Origin of the sequence: Citrobacter sp. Cpo090 (assembly GCF_030332665.1) — a bacterium.
GTDB lineage: Bacteria > Pseudomonadota > Gammaproteobacteria > Enterobacterales > Enterobacteriaceae > Citrobacter > Citrobacter portucalensis.
In genome coordinates this window covers 72,607-90,180 of record NZ_JAOWHK010000036.1, presented here as the reverse complement: position 1 = coordinate 90,180, position 17,574 = coordinate 72,607, and the positions used below count along the sequence as shown (strand labels likewise).

Sequence of the window (17,574 nt, the reverse complement as noted above, 5' to 3'; positions counted from 1 at the left end):
ATCTCCTATTCTTCAATACGCAATCCATATGTTTTGAATTTTTCCAGCACAATAGCGATAGCCTCATCGTCCAGTACCGGAACCGGATCGGTAATCGCCAGCGTACTGAGATAAAGCTGCGCCAGCACTTCCACTTCATGCGCTAACCACAGGGCTTTTTCCAGATTTTCTTCGCAAGCGATCAGCCCATGATGCTGCAACAGCGTTGCTTTTCGGTTTTTCAGCGCGACTGCAACGTGCTCGGAAAGCTCACGCGTACCAAACGTCGCATATGGCGCACAGGGAATTGAGTTACCGCCAGCCGCCGCAATCATGTAATGGATTGCCGGGATTGGCCGATTGAGAATAGAAACAGCAGTACAATGCACGGCATGATTATGAACCACCGCCTGAGCATCGGGACGCGTCTGATAAGCTGCCATATGGAACCGCCACTCGCTGGAAGGTAATTTCCCTTCTTCGTGCTGCCCCTCAGCATTGATGTACACAATGTGGGATTCGGTGAGTTTGTCATAGGGAATACCCGTCGGGGTAATTAACATCCCGTCCTGGTAACGCACACTTACATTACCCGCAGTCCCCTGATTCAACCCCAGACGGGTCATTTCCAGGCAGGTATTGATAATCTGCCGTGCCAGCGTATTTCGTTCCATTACTTACCTCTCTCAGTGAGTCAAAATGCGACAACAGAACATTGCTAATACCTCGACGCTCTGTTGATTTAAGCGGGTATTTGCTAACTATCATCATGCTGAATAAAGAGAAGGGAATTTTTAGCACTGGATTTTGTGATGTTCATCAACTAATAACGCTGAATAAAAACATGCAGGCATAATATTGCAATTGCAAAATGTCCGTTCTTAATAAAACCATTGTAAAACGGTCATTTGCGAATAAATTGTTACCATTGCCCGTTTTCCACTTAACTAATTAATTCGGGCATTATCTCTGTGGCTTTTTAATTTATTTTTCTCAAACGGTCATTATTTTAAAGAAATTAAAGTGATGATAATCACATAAACCCACGCCCTGAGCATAAATGTGACCACCATCATATTAATGACCGGTTTTTATTTGAAAATGAATTCATGAGTTCATTCATGAAGGCCAATTTTATCTGGCAGATTACCGGAACTCACCTGGATTAGCAGGTTGGTAAAAATCACCAACCGTACTCTTAAGCTGTTGAACATGCTTATGAACTGATGAGGATGCTATGGGAAACACATCAATACAAACACAAAGTTTTCATGCGGTAGAGCGGGGGCAGACAAAAAACTATGTCATTCCCTTCGCGTTACTCTGTTCCCTGTTTTTTCTTTGGGCCGTTGCCAATAATCTTAATGACATTTTATTACCACAATTTCAGCAAGCTTTTACATTAACAAACTTTCAGGCAGGTCTGATTCAATCTGCTTTTTATTTTGGTTATTTCGTCATTCCAATCCCAGCCGGGATCCTGATGAAAAAACTAAGTTATAAAGCAGGCATTATTACCGGACTATTCTTATATGCCATCGGTGCAGCATTATTCTGGCCAGCGGCTGAGGTAATGAATTACACCTTATTCCTGATTGGTCTATTTATTATTGCGGCGGGCTTAGGTTGTCTGGAAACGGCTGCCAACCCCTTTGTAACCGTACTGGGCCCGGAAAGCGGTGGTCACTTCCGATTAAATCTCGCGCAAACTTTTAACTCATTCGGTGCCATTATTGCGGTTGTTTTTGGGCAAAGTCTTATTTTGTCTAATGTGCCACATCAATCTCAAGACGTACTCGATAAGATGGCGCCAGAACAGCTAAGCGCCTACAAGCACAGCCTGGTGTTATCGGTTCAAACCCCTTATATGATCATCGTCGCGGTCGTTTTGCTGGTCGCCCTGCTGATCATGTTTACCAAGTTTCCGACCCTGCAAAGTGACGACCACAGTGACAACGCTCAGAGTTCATTCTCCGCGTCCCTTTCCCGCCTTGTGCGCATTCGCCACTGGCGTTGGGCGGTACTGGCGCAGTTCTGCTACGTCGGTGCACAAACTGCCTGCTGGAGCTACCTGATTCGCTACGCAATCGAAGAGATCCCAGGCATGACGCCAGGTTTCGCCGCCAACTATCTGACCGGCACCATGGTGTGCTTCTTTATCGGTCGTTTCTCCGGCACCTGGCTTATCAGTCGCTTTGCGCCGCATAAAGTGCTGGCCGCATATGCCCTGCTTGCCATGATCCTGTGCCTCATTTCCGCCTTCACAGGTGGTCAGATCGGCCTGCTGGCCCTGACGCTGTGCAGTGCATTTATGTCGATTCAGTACCCAACCATTTTTTCTCTGGGGATCAAAAATCTGGGACAAGACACCAAATACGGCTCGTCTTTTATCGTCATGACCATCATTGGCGGCGGCATTGTGACCCCGGTGATGGGCTTTGTCAGCGATGCCGCTGGCAATATCCCGACAGCTGAACTGGTCCCGGCGCTTTGCTTCGCCATCATCTTTATTTTTGCCCGCTTCCGTTCACAAACGGCAGCCAACTGAATATTTATCCGAATAACGTGAGGAATCTGTGATGAAAAAAATCAGCTTACCAAAAATTGGTATTCGCCCGGTTATTGACGGACGTCGTATGGGTGTACGTGAGTCGCTCGAAGAGCAAACCATGAATATGGCTAAAGCTACCGCAGCGCTTATTACGGAAAAACTTCGTCATGCCTGCGGCGCACAAATTGAATGTGTGATTGCCGATACCTGTATCGCCGGCATGGCGGAATCCGCGGCCTGTGAAGAAAAATTCAGCAGCCAGAACGTTGGCGTGACGATTACCGTTACCCCATGTTGGTGCTACGGCAGTGAAACCATCGACATGGATCCGATGCGCCCGAAAGCGATCTGGGGCTTCAACGGCACAGAACGTCCGGGGGCGGTTTACCTGGCCGCCGCGCTGGCAGCTCACAGCCAAAAAGGACTTCCTGCCTTCTCCATCTATGGTCATGACGTACAGGATGCAGACGACACATCTATCCCTGCCGATGTTGAAGAGAAACTGCTGCGCTTTGCCCGTGCCGGCTTAGCGGTCGCCAGTATGAAAGGTAAAAGCTACCTGTCTGTCGGCGGTGTATCAATGGGCATCGCCGGTTCTATCGTCGACCATAACTTCTTTGAATCCTGGCTGGGTATGAAGGTGCAGGCGGTTGATATGACCGAGCTGCGTCGTCGCATTGACCAGAAAATCTATGATGAAACCGAGCTGGAAATGGCGCTGGCGTGGGCGGACAAAAACTTCCGCTACGGCGAAGATCAGAACGCGCAGCAATATAAGCGTAACGCAGAACAAAGCCGCGCAGTGCTGAAAGAAAGCCTGCTGATGGCCATGTGCATTCGCGACATGATGCAGGGTAACAAAAAGCTGGCAGACAAAGGTCTGGTCGAAGAATCCCTGGGCTATAACGCGATCGCCGCAGGCTTCCAGGGCCAGCGTCACTGGACCGATCAATACCCAAATGGCGATACCGCCGAAGCGTTGCTCAACAGCTCCTTTGACTGGAATGGCGTTCGTGAACCGTTCGTTGTCGCGACCGAAAACGACAGCCTGAACGGCGTGGCGATGCTGTTCGGCCATCAACTCACCGGCACGGCTCAGGTCTTTGCCGATGTGCGCACCTACTGGTCGCCAGAGGCGGTTGAACGCGTCACGGGGAAACCACTGACCGGCCTTGCTGAGCACGGCATCATTCACCTGATTAACTCCGGTTCTGCGGCACTGGACGGTTCCTGCAAACAGCGCGACAGCGAAGGTAAACCGACCATGAAACCGCACTGGGAAATCTCGCAGAAAGAGGCGGATGAATGCCTGGCGGCAACCGAATGGTGCCCGGCTATTCACGAATACTTCCGCGGGGGCGGTTACTCATCTCGCTTCCTGACTGAAGGTGGTGTGCCGTTCACCATGAGCCGTATCAACATCATCAAAGGGTTGGGACCGGTGCTGCAAATCGCGGAAGGCTGGAGCGTGGAATTGCCGAAAGATATGCACGACCAGCTTGATGCGCGTACCAACTCCACATGGCCGACCACCTGGTTTGCCCCGCGTTTAACCGGTAAAGGCCCGTTCAGCGATGTCTATTCCGTCATGGCTAACTGGGGCGCTAACCACGGGGTGCTGACGATTGGTCACGTAGGTGCGGACTTCATCACTCTGGCCGCCATGCTGCGTATCCCGGTGTGCATGCACAACGTGGAAGACGAGAAAATTTATCGTCCTTCCTCCTGGGCCGCCCACGGTATGGATACGGAAGGTCAGGATTACCGCGCATGCCAGAACTACGGTCCGCTGTATAAGCGTTAAACATCGAGCGATTGCCTGATGGCGGCGCGGCCTACGAAGCACACGGTTTTGTAGGCCGGATAAGGCGAAGCCGCCATCCGGCAACAGGTAATCTCCCAGGAGCAATTATGAAACAAGAGGTTATTCTGGTTCTCGACTGTGGCGCGACCAACGTACGGGCCATTGCCGTTGACCGACAGGGAAAGATTGTCGCCCGCGCAGCGACCCCGAATGCCAGTGACATCGCCGCAGAAAACAGTGCCTGGCACCAATGGTCGCTGGAGGCCATTCTGCAACGCTTTGCCGACTGCTGTCAGCGGCTTTCCTCACAACTGGCCGCCTGCCAAATTCGCGGGATCGCCGTTACCACCTTCGGCGTGGATGGCGCATTAGTAGATAAGAACGGCAAACAACTGTACCCGGTGATCAGCTGGAAATGCCCACGTACCGCAGCGGTAATGGAGAATATCCATCACTACATGTCACCGCAGCAACTGCAGGAAATCTCCGGCGTTGGCGCATTTAGCTTCAATACGCTGTACAAACTGGTGTGGCTGAAAGAGAACCACCCGCAATTACTGGAACAGGCGCACGCCTGGCTGTTTATCTCGTCGCTTATCAACCAACGTTTAACCGGCGAGTTCACAACTGACATCACCATGGCGGGAACCAGCCAGATGCTGGATATCCAGCAACGTGATTTCAGCCAGGACATTTTGCAGGCAACAGGCATACCGCGTCGCCTGTTTCCGCGCCTGGTTGAAGCAGGCGAACAAATTGGAGTACTGCAACGCAAGGCCGCCAGCCAGCTCGGACTTCCAGAGGGTATTCCGGTCATCTCTGCCGGACACGACACACAATTTGCGCTATTTGGCGCAGGAGCCCAACAGGATGAACCGGTACTCTCTTCCGGCACATGGGAAATTCTGATGGTGCGCAGTGCGCAGGTAAATACCTCCCTGCTCAGCCATTATGCGGGCTCCACCTGTGAGCTGGATAGCCAGCCAGGGCTTAACAATCCCGGTATGCAGTGGCTGGCTTCCGGCGTGCTTGAATGGGTTCGTAAGCTGTTATGGACAGCCGACACGCCCTGGCAAACGTTGATTGATGAAGCTCGGGATATTCCCGCTGGTGCCGAAGGGGTGAAGATGCACTGCGACCTGCTGGCCTGTCAGAATGCGGGCTGGCAAGGGGTTACCCTCAATACGACTCGTGGGCACTTTTATCGCGCCGCGCTGGAAGGACTGACAGAACAGCTGCAGCGGAATCTGCAAACGCTGGAAAAAATCGGCCATTTCCAGGCCACTGAACTGCTATTAGTTGGCGGGGGCAGCCGCAACATCTTGTGGAACCAAATCAAAGCGAACGTGCTCGGGATCCCTGTCAAAGTGCTGGATGATGCCGAAACCACCGTGGCGGGTGCGGCAATGTTTGCCTGGTCAGGCATCGGGGAATTTACCTCTCCGCAGCAGGCACGTGAACAGGTGCGCTATCAGTACCGTTACTTCTATCCGCAAACCGAATCCGAACTCACAGGAGTCGAGTAACATGCTTAAAACGATATCTCCCTTAATTTCCCCCGACTTACTGAAAGTGCTGGCCGAAATGGGACACGGCGATGAGATTATCTTTTCCGATGCCCACTTCCCGGCCAACAGCATGGGACCGCAGGTCATCCGCGCTGACGGTCTGCTGGTCAGCGATCTGCTGCGGGCGCTTATTCCGCTATTTGAACTGGACAGCTACGCCCCACCGCTGGTGATGATGGCCGCGGTTGAAGGCGACACTCTCGATCCTGACGTTGAGACTCGCTATCGTCAGGCGCTTTCATTGCAAACCCCATGCCCCGATATCACGCGTATTGACCGCTACGCCTTTTACGAGCGAGCACAAAAGGCGTTTGCGATCGTTATCACAGGAGAGCGGGCAAAGTACGGGAATATTCTTTTAAAAAAAGGGGTAACGCCGTAATCTCTGGTCAGAATGCCCGTCAGGTACGGGCATTCATCATAAGATGAGGATCAGAACATGAAAGCGGCGCGCCAGCAGGCAATCGTAGATCTGCTTACTAACCACAAAAGCCTGACAACCGAAGCCCTGGCTTTGCAGCTTAACGTCAGCAAAGAGACCATCCGCCGCGATCTCAGCGAGTTACAGGTCCAGGGAAAAGTATTACGCAACCACGGTCGGGCCAAAGTTATTCACCGGGAAAATCAGGACAGCGGTGACCCATTTCATATTCGACTCAAAAGCCACTATGCACACAAAGCGGATATCGCCAGGGAAGCGTTGGCATGGATCGAAGAAGGTATGGTGATTGCCTTAGACGCCAGCTCTACCTGCTGGTATCTGGCGCGACAGTTACCGGACATCAACATTCACGTTTTTACCAACAGCCAGCCCATCTGCCAGGAATTGGCTAAACGTGAACACATTCAGCTTATCAGCTCTGGCGGTCGCCTCGAGCGCAAATACGGTTGCTACGTTAATCCCTCGCTTATCTCGCAGCTAAAACCACTCGAGATTGACCTGTTTATTTTTTCCTGCGAAGGGATCGACAGCGACGGCGCGCTCTGGGACTCAAATGCGACCAACGCAGACTTCAAATCCATTCTGCTTAAGCGAGCATCGCAATCTTTATTGCTGATCGATAAAAGTAAATTTAATCGTTCGGGAGAGGCCAGAATTGGGCATCTGGATGATGTGACGCATATTGTTTCAGATACACAGCTGATTGAAGCAATCCAGGCTGAATAGGGCGATTACGCCGCCATCCGGCCTGGATTGTAGCCTTATCGCTCGTCGCGACGACCGCCGACGGCAGCCCACAGACGACGCACGTGAACGGTTACTTCTTCACGGTCATGATACAACTGACGCGCCTGAATCTGGGCGTTTACGCCGTGTTCATCAAGCTGAGCCTGAATGTAAGCCAGGTTCTGCGATACCTCTTCGTAGCGTTTTTTCATCGGCAGCTTGAGGTTGAAGATCGTCTCACGACACCAGCCGTTGACCAGCCATTGTGCCATCAGCGCAGCAACCTTCGCCGGCTTCTCCACCATATCGCAGACCATCCACGAAATATTGTTGCGATTCGGACGGTACTTAAATCCGTCTTCGCGCAGCCAGGTGACCTGTCCGGTATCCATCAGGCTTTGCGCCATCGGACCGTTATCCACGGAGTAAACCCACATGTTGCGTTTAACCAGCTGATAGGTCCATCCGCCCGGGCAGGCCCCTAAATCCACTGCATACATTCCGTTCGCCAGACGCTCATCCCATTCATCGGCTGGGATAAATACGTGCAGCGCTTCTTCCAGCTTGAGCGTTGAACGACTCGGTGCATCGGCTGGAAACTTCAGACGCGGAATCCCCATGTAAAACGGTGAGTTATTGTCAGGCCAGGAATAGCCGGTATAACAACAGCCAGGGGCGATAAAGAAGACGTGAACCACCGGACGCTTTGGCGTTTCATATTTTGCCAGTACGCCCGCTTCGCGCAGCGCTGCACGCAACGGTACGGTAAATTTACGGCAAAATTTAACCAGCTCTTTGCTTTCATTGGTGTCGGCAACTTCTACTCGTAGATCGCCACCCTTTTCCACCACGCCCTGCAACATGCCAACGATCGGCGTAATGCGATCTTCCGGCGGTAAGTATTGCAGCAGCTCGCCCACCACAAACATTTGACGGGCAAAAATCAGCGAACTAAACGGCAACTCTTTCACTAACTTTTCAGCATCATCCTGCTGATAGCATTCGAAGATGACGTAACCCGCATTGTCTTTCACGCGGGCAAAACCGAAGATTTCCCGGCGTCCTGCTTTATCCGTAATCTCTGCGGCGCACTCTTTTTCAAAACCTGGGCGACACAACAATACAACCTTATTCATGGCTAACGCCCTTACGTTTCAATCGAATAGCGCCCACTAACATCAGCGCCCAGCCTACGAGGAAGCTGAAGCCGCCGACAGGGGTAACAAACGCCCACAGGCGTAAATGAGAGAGCGCGAGACAATACAGGCTGCCGCTAAACAGCACTGTACCTAATGCCAGAAACACGCTACTCCAGTAAAACCAAATACTAATGCGCCGTTGCATCGCGACGGCCAGGCCAAAGATAGCCAGCGTATGAAACGCCTGATACTCAAGGCCGGTCTGGATCCACCCCATTTCAACAACACCGAGGGTTTTACTCAGAACATGTGCCCCAAAGGCGCCCAACGCCACAAAGATAAAGCCACTTACGGCGGCAAAAATCAGCATAAAACGGCTGGTCATTTGAATACCCTACGTAAATTATTGTTCATAACGAAAGCGGAATTTTTCTTGTTCCGTGGCCGCTTTCGCCAGAATCCACTGACGGAAGGCGGCTATTTTACCCAGTTCTGCCTGACTGTCATGACAAACCAGATAAAATGCGTTTTTGCTGACCAGAACATCGTTAAACGGACAGACCAGGCGTCCGGCTTCAATTTCGGACTGCGCCATGACGTTGTTAGCCAGTGCGATCCCCTGTCCATGGATTGCAGCCTGTAGCACCATGGCGCTATGGCTGAAGATAGGTCCTTGCTGTACGTTGATATGATTCAGGCCAAGCTGGCGCGTATAGGCTTGCCAGTCTCGTCGTGAAGCATCGTGCAATAAAGTGTGTTTTGCCAGGTCGTCCGGTGTCTTTAGCGGTTTATCACCGGTAAGCAACAGCGGAGAGCAGACCGGCAATAAATATTCTGCGTACAATTTTTCCACGCGCAGACCCGGCCAGTTGCCGCGTCCGTAGAAAATCGCTACATCAACATCATCAGCCAGTTTGTCTTCCTGACGGTCCACCGCCTGGATCCTGACATCGATTCCCGGATAAGCTGAGTTAAAGCTAGAGAGTCTGGGCACCAGCCATTGGATCGCAAAACTGGGCAATAAACTAACGGTAAGCGCACCTTTTGCACTGCGTGCCTGAAGTTTACGCGTCGCATCAGTTAATTGCGAAAAAATCTCTTTAATGTCGAGAAAGTAGCTTTGACCTTCTTCCGTTAACAGCAAAGATCGATTGCGTCGACGAAACAGTTTTAGCCCCAAAAAATCCTCAAGTGACTTGATTTGGTGACTTACTGCGGCCTGCGTCACAAAAAGCTCTTCTGCTGCGCGAGTAAAGCTCAAATGACGCGCTGCAGCATCAAAAACACGCAACGCATTTAAGGGTGGTAATCGTTTTGACATGACTTTTAGGCTTTGATGTTAAATGAATTTAACAATTAGCTAACAGGCTGTAACCTATTAGTTTTTTTTATCTGAGCCATTATAAATTGTCCGTTGAGGTTCTACCAGCAAATACCTATAGTGGCGGCACTTCCTGAAGCCGGAACGAAAAGTTTTATCGGAATGCGTGTTCTGGTGGGCTTTTGGCTTACGGTTGTGATGTTGTGTTGTTGTGTTTGCAATTGGTCTGCGATTCAGACCATGGTAGCAAAGCTACCCTTTTTCACTTCCTGTACATTTACCCTGTCTGTCCATAGTGATTAATGTAGCACCGCCAAATTGCGGTGCTTTTTTTTGTCCACGTTTTGTCGATGGCCGACCGGCTATTATTTCTCCAGTTCTACCATCTCTTTCACGTCAGTACGGTTAATCTGCTGTTTGTTGCCATTAGCGTCTTTATACGAAATCATCCCCGTCTCATTATCGGTCTGTGGCTTACCATCAGCTACGATTGATCGACCATCATTGGTGTGCATCACGTAATTCGAACCAGAACAGGCGCTCAGGGCAAAAGTCAGCATACAGGCAGAAATTATGGCGGCAGTCTTTTTCATCTTCTTCTCCTTAAAGCGATTTATGCTATTAAAAACATACTCCGTAACAGGCAAAATTGTTCGCCTAACGCTATTTAGCATAAGACACTGAGCGGGCTTTGCCTGGATATCCAGAGTATTCCGATGGTTAGCACAACCCTTGTATCAATGCCTTTTTTGCGCCACGATCGGTTTACTGAACTGAGGAATACCATGAACGCTTTTAATCCCGCGCAGTTTCGCGCGCAATTTCCCGCACTCAACGATGCTGGCGTCTATCTCGACAGCGCTGCTACAGCACTGAAGCCGCAGGCGGTGATCGAGGCTACCCACCAGTTTTATAGCCTGAGCGCCGGAAACGTCCACCGCAGCCAGTTTGCCGAAGCCCAGCGCCTGACCGCTCGCTATGAAGCCGCGCGGGAAAAAGTCGCACACTTGATTAATGCGCCGGATGACAAAACCATCGTCTGGACTCGCGGCACAACGGAAGCGATCAACATGGTTGCCCAAAGCTATGCGCGTCCACGTCTTCAACCGGGTGATGAGATTATCGTTAGCGCAGCGGAACATCACGCCAACCTCGTTCCCTGGCTGATGGTCGCGGAGCAAACGGGGGCTAAGGTCGTCAAACTCCCACTCAATACCCATTTATTGCCAGACGTTGAGCGCCTCACACAACTCATTACCCCGCGCAGCCGCATTCTGGCGCTCGGGCAGATGTCGAACGTCACCGGCGGCTGCCCGGATCTGGCCCGCGCTATTACGCTCGCCCATACGGCTGGCATGGTGGTGATGGTTGATGGCGCCCAGGGAATTGTGCATTACCCTGCCGATGTACAGCAGTTGGATATTGATTTCTATGCGTTCTCTGGCCATAAGCTGTATGGCCCCACCGGCATTGGCGTGCTGTACGGTAAACCGGAACTGCTGGAAGCCATGTCTCCCTGGCTTGGGGGCGGTAAGATGATTAGCGAAGTCAGTTTTGACGGTTTCACCACCCAGCCCGCACCATGGAAGCTGGAAGCCGGTACGCCTAACGTTGCTGGCGTTATCGGGCTAAGCGCGGCGCTCGAATGGCTGGCGGAAGTCGACGTTGCGCAGGCCGAAAACTGGAGCCGAGGCCTGGCGACGCTGGCAGAAGATGCCCTGGCGAAACGCCCTGGCTTTCGTTCCTTCCGCTGCCAGGACTCCAGTCTGTTAGCCTTTGATTTCGCGGGTGTTCATCACAGCGATATGGTCACTCTGCTGGCCGAATATGGCATTGCGCTGCGTGCGGGACAACACTGCGCACAACCGCTGCTGGCGGAACTGGGCGTATCCGGAACACTACGCGCCTCATTTGCCCCTTATAATACGCAAAGCGATGTGGATGCGTTGGTCGCAGCCGTCGACCGCGCGCTGGAAATATTGGTGGATTAATGACAAGCCCTCTGTTCGCCGGACACCCGTTTGGCACAACCGTAACCGAAGAGACGTTACGCAATACCTTTATCCCGCTTACTCAGTGGGAAGATAAATATCGCCAGCTGATTCTGCTGGGTAAGCAGTTGCCGGCGCTCCCGGATGCGCTAAAGGCGCAGGCCAAAGAAATTTCGGGCTGCGAAAACCGCGTCTGGCTGGGGCATACTTTTCATGAGAATGGCACTCTGCATTTCTTCGGTGACAGCGAAGGTCGGATAGTACGCGGGCTGTTGGCGGTATTACTCACCGCAGTCGAAGGTAAAACGGCAGCCGAGTTACTGACGCGTTCGCCGATGGCGTTATTTGACGAACTGGGTTTACGCGCGCAGCTCAGCGCCTCGCGTAGCCAGGGCCTGCATGCTCTTAACGAAGCTATTCTTGAGGCTGCTCAGAAAGCCGGATGACGGCGCTGATGCGTCTTATCCGGCCTACAATACTGCACGAACCGTAGGTCGGATAAGCATAGCTCCATCCGACACAATCAGGCCTGACGCGCCGCTTTCGCCATCATCTTCTTCAGCGCATGGGAGACGGCAACAAAGCCAAAGGTGGCAGTCACCATAGTGGCCGCACCAAATCCGGACGCGCAATCCATACGCTTCGGCCCTTCCGCCGTCGCTTTCATCGCACATACCGAGCCATCCGCCTGCGGGTAAACCAGCGCTTCGGTCGAGAACACGCAGTCCACGCCCAGCTTGCCTTTGCTGTTTTTCACCACGCCAAAATCGCTTTTCAGCCGCTCACGTAGCTTGGCCGCCAGCGGATCCTGGATGGTTTTTGCCAAATCAACGACCTGAATTTGCGTAGGATCGATCTGTCCGCCCGCACCACCGGTGGTCACCAGCGGAATTTTGTTACGCCGACAATACGCGATGAGTGCCGCTTTTGGACGCACGCTATCAATCGCATCGATAACATACGTAAATCCCGCATTCATATATTCAGCAACGTTATCTGGCGTAACAAAATCATCGACCACATTCACCCGACACTCCGGGTTAATCTGTCGGATACGCTCCGCCATCACTTCAGCTTTTGCCTGGCCGACGTTATCACGCAGCGCATGGATCTGGCGGTTTGTATTGGTGACGCACACATCATCCATATCGATAAGCGTGATGGCGCCAATGCCGGTTCGCGCCAGCGCTTCCGCCGCCCATGACCCTACTCCGCCAATCCCGACCACGCAAACGTGCGATTGGGCAAACAACTGCAACGCATTTTCGCCATACAGACGTGCCGTACCGCCAAAACGTTGGCGCCAGGCATCGCTAATAACCACAGACATAGAACCTCAAATTCATTAATACCGAGCAGTCTGACTGCCTGATGTCGGCTACGCCTTATCAGGCCTACTCAATAATGTAGGCTTGATAAGCGAAGCGCCATCCGGCAATTAACCGCTGAACACGTTACCCGCACCCGGCGCTGTTTTTAGTACCCATACGCGACCGTAGTGATTATACCACCCGGCACGGTGTCCGGCGTCAGCGCCAATGCCCTGATAGATATCGAAGTGTTGCCCTTTAATAGCCCCACCCACATCTAACGCCACCATCAGACGCAGTTCGTACTGGCCGGTAAACTTGCCGTTATTGTCCAGTAACGGGACTTCCGCCAGTAACGTTGTGCCCGCAGGAATGATACTGCGGTCAGAAGCCACTGACGCGCGGCCAATCAGCGGCACCGCGCTGGCCCCTTTTACCGGAGCAAAAGATTGCGGTTTAAAGAAGACAAACGATGGGTTCTGCTCCAGCAGCTCACGCACTTCGGCTTCGCTGTGCGTTTCACCCCAATGGCGGATAGCCTGCATCGACATATCTTCTTTTTTCACTTCGCCACGGTCGATAAGCACTTTACCGATACTGCGATAGGCGTGGCCGTTTTTCCCGGAATAGCTAAAGAAGTTGAGCGGGCTGCCATCGCCAAAATCGATGTAACCACTGCCCTGAACATCCATAATGAAGTTATCCATCAGGGAGTTGCTGTATGCCAGAATATAATTGTCGCTTAGCGCGCCCGCGTAGATCTCGGCACGAGATGGTAAGCGCCCACGTTTTGGCGGCATGCGATAGATAGGATACTGAAACTCGCCCTGGCGCGTATGGCGCGCCTGGATAACCGGCGTGTAGTAACCGGTAAACTGGACGTTACCGTAGTTGTCCGCCCCTTCCATTTGCCAGGCATCAATACCAAACTGGCGCATGCTGCGCGTATCACCGCCCGCACGTAACCATTGCTGGATAGCGTTGTAGACGTTGCTCTGGTTACCGTACAAACGTGGCGAAGCGCTGCGAATCTGATTAACCTGCTCGGCGAAATCACCGGCATTGATTGGTGCGCCAACCGCATCAGGCTGGTTCACCAGTGAGAAAGGCTGGGTAAATTTCCCGTCTTTATACTGCTGCCCACGATCGGTGGGTTTTGAGGAACACGCGGCGAGCATCGCGACTACTGCTCCCGCCAGAAGATATTTTGCCCAACGTCCTTTCATTGTTCTCGTCTTATATTGCCTGAATGCGAGACGAAGATAACAAACCCCCGTACCTAATGAAATGCGTATACATACCCGAACGCAAATTTTGAGCAAAAAATAATCCAGAATGCGTTGTTTTTGTTCATTTTCACCCTAAAAACGTGATCAAGGTGAAAAAAGGGTTGCATGAAAATGCGAGCAGAGTATAGTGCGCATCCACGGACGCGGGGTGGAGCAGCCTGGTAGCTCGTCGGGCTCATAACCCGAAGGTCGTCAGTTCAAATCTGGCCCCCGCAACCAATTAAAATCAGAAGCAGTAACGTTACTCGATGGAAGAGTAATGACGGACGCGGGGTGGAGCAGCCTGGTAGCTCGTCGGGCTCATAACCCGAAGGTCGTCGGTTCAAATCCGGCCCCCGCAACCAATTAAAATCTGATGTGAAATTTTTGCAACGAAGCAAAAAGACGGACGCGGGGTGGAGCAGCCTGGTAGCTCGTCGGGCTCATAACCCGAAGGTCGTCGGTTCAAATCCGGCCCCCGCAACCAACATTATGAACACCCTGATGGGTGTTTTTTTGTATCTGCAGTCCGTAAAAAAAGCGCTTTTCAGCGCTTTTTTGTTATCCCCTTCTCGCCAGCGTTGCCCCATCGGCAAAGTAGGCTTTAATCCCTGCCAGAATCGACTCTGCAACTTCCTGCTGGAAGGTCGCCGTTTTGAGTTTACGCTCTTCCTCAACGTTACTGATAAATGCCGTTTCGACCAGAATGGACGGGATATCCGGCGCTTTTAGTACCGCAAACCCGGCCTGTTCAACCTGGTTCTTATGCAGATTGTTGATTTTACCAAGCTTACTCAATACCGCTTTACCAAACTTCAGGCTGTCGGCGATGGTCAGCGACTGCACCATGTCGAACATGGTGTGGTCGACGTAGCGGTCACCGCTCTTACTGACGCCACCGATGAGATCCGAGGCGTTCTGGGTCTGCGCCAGATATTTCGCGGCGGTACTGGTCGCGCCTTTGGTCGAGAGCGCAAACACCGACGAACCGCTGGGTTGTCGACTGGTAAAGGCATCGGCGTGAATAGAGACAAATAGGTCAGCACGCTGCTTCTGCGCTTTCGCCACGCGGACTTTAAGCGGAATGAAGATATCTTCATTTCGTGTCATAAAGACCTTCATGTTGCCCTCCTTCTCTATGAGGGCTCGCAGGCGACGGGCAATCTGCAGTACCACATCTTTTTCACGCGTCTTGTATTTCCCCACCGCACCGGAGTCTTCTCCGCCGTGGCCCGGATCCAGCATAATGACAATGGGACGATCGCGCCCCGCTTTACCCGGCTGCGGGCCGCTTTGTGCAGGTGGCACCTGTTTATCCAGATCGCCCTTGTTGTAATCTTCCAGCAATGCCAGCAGCGGGTCCTGAACGTCCTGGGCATTCGCGGGATAGAGATCCATCACCAGACGTTCTTTAAAGCCTGCCACCGGAGCCAGCGCGAAAAGTTGCGGCTTCACATTCTGTTTCAGCTCGAACACCATTCGCACGGTCTTTGGATCAAACTGGCCAACGCGCGCAGACTTAATATACGGATCGTCAGGACGAATCTGCGTCCCAATGCCCTTGAGCACCGAGTTCAAATTAACGTCTTCAATATCCACAACCACACGCTCAGGATTACTCAGGGCAAACTGTTTGTATTTCAGCAGACGGTTAGATTCTACCGTGACGCGAGTGTAGCTGGACGCAGGCCAGATACGTACGGCAACGACCTGACTCACGGCCGCCAGACCCACCTGGCTGACGCTCAAAAGCCACATAGCACCCGCACCTTTCAATAAACGGCGGCGACTGATTGCTGAATTGGATCCCGACATGCTTCTCCCGAGCAAAAGAAATCTTTTTAGAGGTAATACGTAAAACGTCCGAATTGACCGGAAACTTTAGCGAATGACGCATAATCTGTCATCAATAAAAGGGTAAACATTCTTTTTATATTCACGGCATTACTGAGAAAAATCTTCGGCATGAGTAAAAATTACGCTTGCGCATAGCGCAAAAACAGAATAAAAATACACAAATTACGAATAATCATGCAATGAGGGTGTGCCGTGGTGAAGGAGCGTAGAACCGAACTGGTACAGGGATTCCGCCATTCTGTTCCCTATATCAATACCCATCGGGGAAAAACGTTTGTCATTATGCTGGGCGGCGAAGCCATCGAGCATGAAAACTTTTCCAGTATCGTCAACGACATTGGTCTTCTTCATAGCCTCGGCATCCGCCTCGTCGTGGTCTATGGCGCACGACCGCAGATTGATGCCAATCTTGCGGCGCATCATCATGAGCCGGTGTACCACAAAAATACGCGCGTTACCGACGCTAAAACGCTGGAGCTGGTCAAACAGGCTGCGGGATTACTTCAGCTTGATATTACCGCCCGCTTGTCGATGAGCCTGAATAATACGCCATTGCAGGGTGCACACATCAATGTGGTCAGTGGCAATTTTATTATCTCCCAGCCGCTGGGCGTTGATGACGGCGTAGATTACTGCCATAGCGGGCGTATTCGTCGTATTGATGAAGATGCCATTCACCGCCAGTTAGACAGCGGCGCGATTGTGCTGATGGGTCCGGTCGCCGTTTCCGTCACCGGTGAGAGCTTTAATCTGACGTCAGAAGAGGTCGCCACGCAGTTGGCTATCAAACTGAAGGCAGAGAAAATGATCGGCTTCTGCTCGTCTCAGGGTGTCACCAACGATGACGGCGATATTATTTCCGAGCTGTTTCCTAACGAAGCTCAGGCTCGCGTTGAGTTGCAGGAAGAGAAAGGCGATTACAGCTCCGGCACGGTGCGCTTCCTGCGCGGAGCAGTGAAAGCCTGTCGCAGTGGCGTACGTCGCTGCCATCTGATCAGCTATCAAGAAGATGGTGCATTGCTGCAAGAACTGTTCTCCCGCGACGGGATCGGTACGCAGATCGTGATGGAAAGCGCCGAGCAGATCCGTCGCGCTACCATTAACGATATCGGCGGGATTCTGGAGCTTATCCGCCCGCTGGAACAGCAAGGTATTCTGGTCCGCCGCTCGCGCGAGCAGTTGGAAATGGAGATCGACAAATTCACGATTATTCAGCGTGATAACCTGACCATCGCCTGTGCCGCTCTGTATCCTTTCCCGGAAGAGAGAATTGGCGAAATGGCGTGCGTAGCAGTGCATCCGGACTACCGTAGCTCGTCGCGCGGGGAAGTGTTGCTGGAACGGATCGCCGCGCAGGCCCGGCAAATGGGGTTGAGCAAGCTGTTTGTGTTAACCACACGCAGCATCCACTGGTTCCAGGAGCGCGGCTTCACGCCGGTGGATATCGACCTGCTGCCGGAAAGCAAGAAAGAGATGTATAACTATCAACGGCGGTCAAAAGTACTGATGGCGGATTTGGCATAGGAGTGGTTGCCGGATGCGGCATAACTGCCTTATCCGGCCTACATCGCTGGCACATCTTTTATAGGCCGGATGGCGCTGACGCTTATCCGGCCTA

The 17,574-nt window shown here is 52.2% G+C and carries 16 protein-coding genes and 3 tRNA genes; 11 read left to right on the top strand and 8 right to left on the bottom strand.

Annotated elements, in window-relative coordinates; genetic code table 11:
* Positions 1 to 5: 5 nt before the first annotated feature.
* On the bottom strand, positions 6 to 653 hold the full coding sequence (fucA, locus tag OGY83_RS20510; protein ID WP_003825656.1) for an L-fuculose-phosphate aldolase: 648 nt from the start codon (positions 651 to 653) through the stop codon (positions 6 to 8).
* 563 nt (positions 654 to 1,216) lie between these two features.
* On the opposite strand from fucA, the gene fucP reads away from it, so the two are divergent.
* The 5 genes from fucP to fucR all read left to right on the top strand — a co-directional run bounded on the left by fucP (position 1,217) and on the right by fucR (position 7,070).
* Positions 1,217 to 2,527 carry an L-fucose:H+ symporter permease gene (gene fucP / locus OGY83_RS20505; RefSeq protein WP_008785696.1) on the top strand — a complete coding sequence of 437 codons (1,311 nt, stop codon included), beginning with the start codon at positions 1,217 to 1,219 and terminating at the stop codon, positions 2,525 to 2,527.
* A 31-nt stretch (positions 2,528 to 2,558) separates the two neighbouring features.
* Positions 2,559 to 4,334, top strand: a complete 1,776-nt coding sequence (fucI, locus tag OGY83_RS20500; protein WP_003825648.1) for an L-fucose isomerase — start codon at positions 2,559 to 2,561, stop codon at positions 4,332 to 4,334.
* Between the two features lie 107 nt (positions 4,335 to 4,441).
* The gene (gene fucK, locus OGY83_RS20495; protein ID WP_286636800.1) at positions 4,442 to 5,860 is read left to right on the top strand and encodes an L-fuculokinase; all 1,419 of its coding nucleotides are present in this window, start codon (positions 4,442 to 4,444) and stop codon (positions 5,858 to 5,860) included.
* Between the two features lies 1 nt (position 5,861).
* Positions 5,862 to 6,284 (top strand): L-fucose mutarotase, encoded by a 423-nt coding sequence (gene fucU / locus OGY83_RS20490; RefSeq protein WP_008785698.1) that lies wholly within the window; start codon positions 5,862 to 5,864, stop codon positions 6,282 to 6,284.
* Between the two features lie 57 nt (positions 6,285 to 6,341).
* Positions 6,342 to 7,070: an L-fucose operon activator gene (fucR, locus tag OGY83_RS20485; RefSeq protein WP_286636799.1), complete on the top strand. Its 729-nt coding sequence runs from the start codon at positions 6,342 to 6,344 to the stop codon at positions 7,068 to 7,070.
* A gap of 35 nt (positions 7,071 to 7,105) precedes the next feature.
* Here the strand turns inward: fucR and rlmM are convergent, their stop codons facing one another.
* The 4 genes from rlmM to OGY83_RS20465 all read right to left on the bottom strand — a co-directional run bounded on the left by rlmM (position 7,106) and on the right by OGY83_RS20465 (position 10,123).
* Complete coding sequence (rlmM, locus tag OGY83_RS20480; protein WP_003034040.1) at positions 7,106 to 8,206, bottom strand: 23S rRNA (cytidine(2498)-2'-O)-methyltransferase RlmM; 1,101 nt, start codon at positions 8,204 to 8,206, stop codon at positions 7,106 to 7,108.
* Positions 8,199 to 8,594, bottom strand: coding sequence for a DUF423 domain-containing protein (locus OGY83_RS20475; RefSeq protein WP_003034037.1), 396 nt, complete (start codon positions 8,592 to 8,594; stop codon positions 8,199 to 8,201). Before OGY83_RS20475 ends, rlmM begins: the two co-directional genes overlap by 8 nt.
* An 18-nt stretch (positions 8,595 to 8,612) precedes the next feature.
* Positions 8,613 to 9,530, bottom strand: a complete 918-nt coding sequence (gene gcvA, locus OGY83_RS20470; RefSeq protein WP_003034035.1) for a glycine cleavage system transcriptional regulator GcvA — start codon at positions 9,528 to 9,530, stop codon at positions 8,613 to 8,615.
* Between the two features lie 365 nt (positions 9,531 to 9,895).
* Positions 9,896 to 10,123 carry a YgdI/YgdR family lipoprotein gene (locus OGY83_RS20465; protein ID WP_079938592.1) on the bottom strand — a complete coding sequence of 76 codons (228 nt, stop codon included), beginning with the start codon at positions 10,121 to 10,123 and terminating at the stop codon, positions 9,896 to 9,898.
* 192 nt (positions 10,124 to 10,315) lie between these two features.
* Between OGY83_RS20465 and csdA the strand changes: the two genes are divergently transcribed.
* On the top strand, positions 10,316 to 11,521 hold the full coding sequence (gene csdA / locus OGY83_RS20460) for a cysteine desulfurase CsdA (protein ID WP_286636798.1): 1,206 nt from the start codon (positions 10,316 to 10,318) through the stop codon (positions 11,519 to 11,521).
* Complete coding sequence (gene csdE, locus OGY83_RS20455) at positions 11,521 to 11,967, top strand: cysteine desulfurase sulfur acceptor subunit CsdE (protein WP_191234754.1); 447 nt, start codon at positions 11,521 to 11,523, stop codon at positions 11,965 to 11,967. Before csdA ends, csdE begins: the two co-directional genes overlap by 1 nt.
* Positions 11,968 to 12,044: 77 nt before the next feature.
* Here the strand turns inward: csdE and tcdA are convergent, their stop codons facing one another.
* The gene (gene tcdA, locus OGY83_RS20450) at positions 12,045 to 12,851 is read right to left on the bottom strand and encodes a tRNA cyclic N6-threonylcarbamoyladenosine(37) synthase TcdA (protein ID WP_079938595.1); all 807 of its coding nucleotides are present in this window, start codon (positions 12,849 to 12,851) and stop codon (positions 12,045 to 12,047) included.
* A 108-nt stretch (positions 12,852 to 12,959) separates the two neighbouring features.
* Positions 12,960 to 14,057: a murein transglycosylase A gene (gene mltA / locus OGY83_RS20445; protein ID WP_003034021.1), complete on the bottom strand. Its 1,098-nt coding sequence runs from the start codon at positions 14,055 to 14,057 to the stop codon at positions 12,960 to 12,962.
* A gap of 205 nt (positions 14,058 to 14,262) precedes the next feature.
* Between mltA and OGY83_RS20440 the strand changes: the two genes are divergently transcribed.
* The 3 genes from OGY83_RS20440 (at position 14,263) to OGY83_RS20430 (ending at position 14,586) form a co-directional block, all read left to right on the top strand.
* Positions 14,263 to 14,339, top strand: a tRNA-Met gene (locus OGY83_RS20440).
* Between the two features lie 48 nt (positions 14,340 to 14,387).
* Positions 14,388 to 14,464: transfer RNA gene (locus OGY83_RS20435), tRNA-Met, on the top strand.
* Between the two features lie 45 nt (positions 14,465 to 14,509).
* Positions 14,510 to 14,586: transfer RNA gene (locus OGY83_RS20430), tRNA-Met, on the top strand.
* 74 nt (positions 14,587 to 14,660) lie between these two features.
* On the opposite strand, the gene amiC is transcribed toward OGY83_RS20430, so the two are convergent.
* Positions 14,661 to 15,914: an N-acetylmuramoyl-L-alanine amidase AmiC gene (gene amiC / locus OGY83_RS20425; RefSeq protein WP_048215635.1), complete on the bottom strand. Its 1,254-nt coding sequence runs from the start codon at positions 15,912 to 15,914 to the stop codon at positions 14,661 to 14,663.
* Between the two features lie 234 nt (positions 15,915 to 16,148).
* Between amiC and argA the strand changes: the two genes are divergently transcribed.
* Positions 16,149 to 17,480, top strand: a complete 1,332-nt coding sequence (argA, locus tag OGY83_RS20420) for an amino-acid N-acetyltransferase (RefSeq protein WP_003034012.1) — start codon at positions 16,149 to 16,151, stop codon at positions 17,478 to 17,480.
* Positions 17,481 to 17,574: the final 94 nt, after the last annotated feature.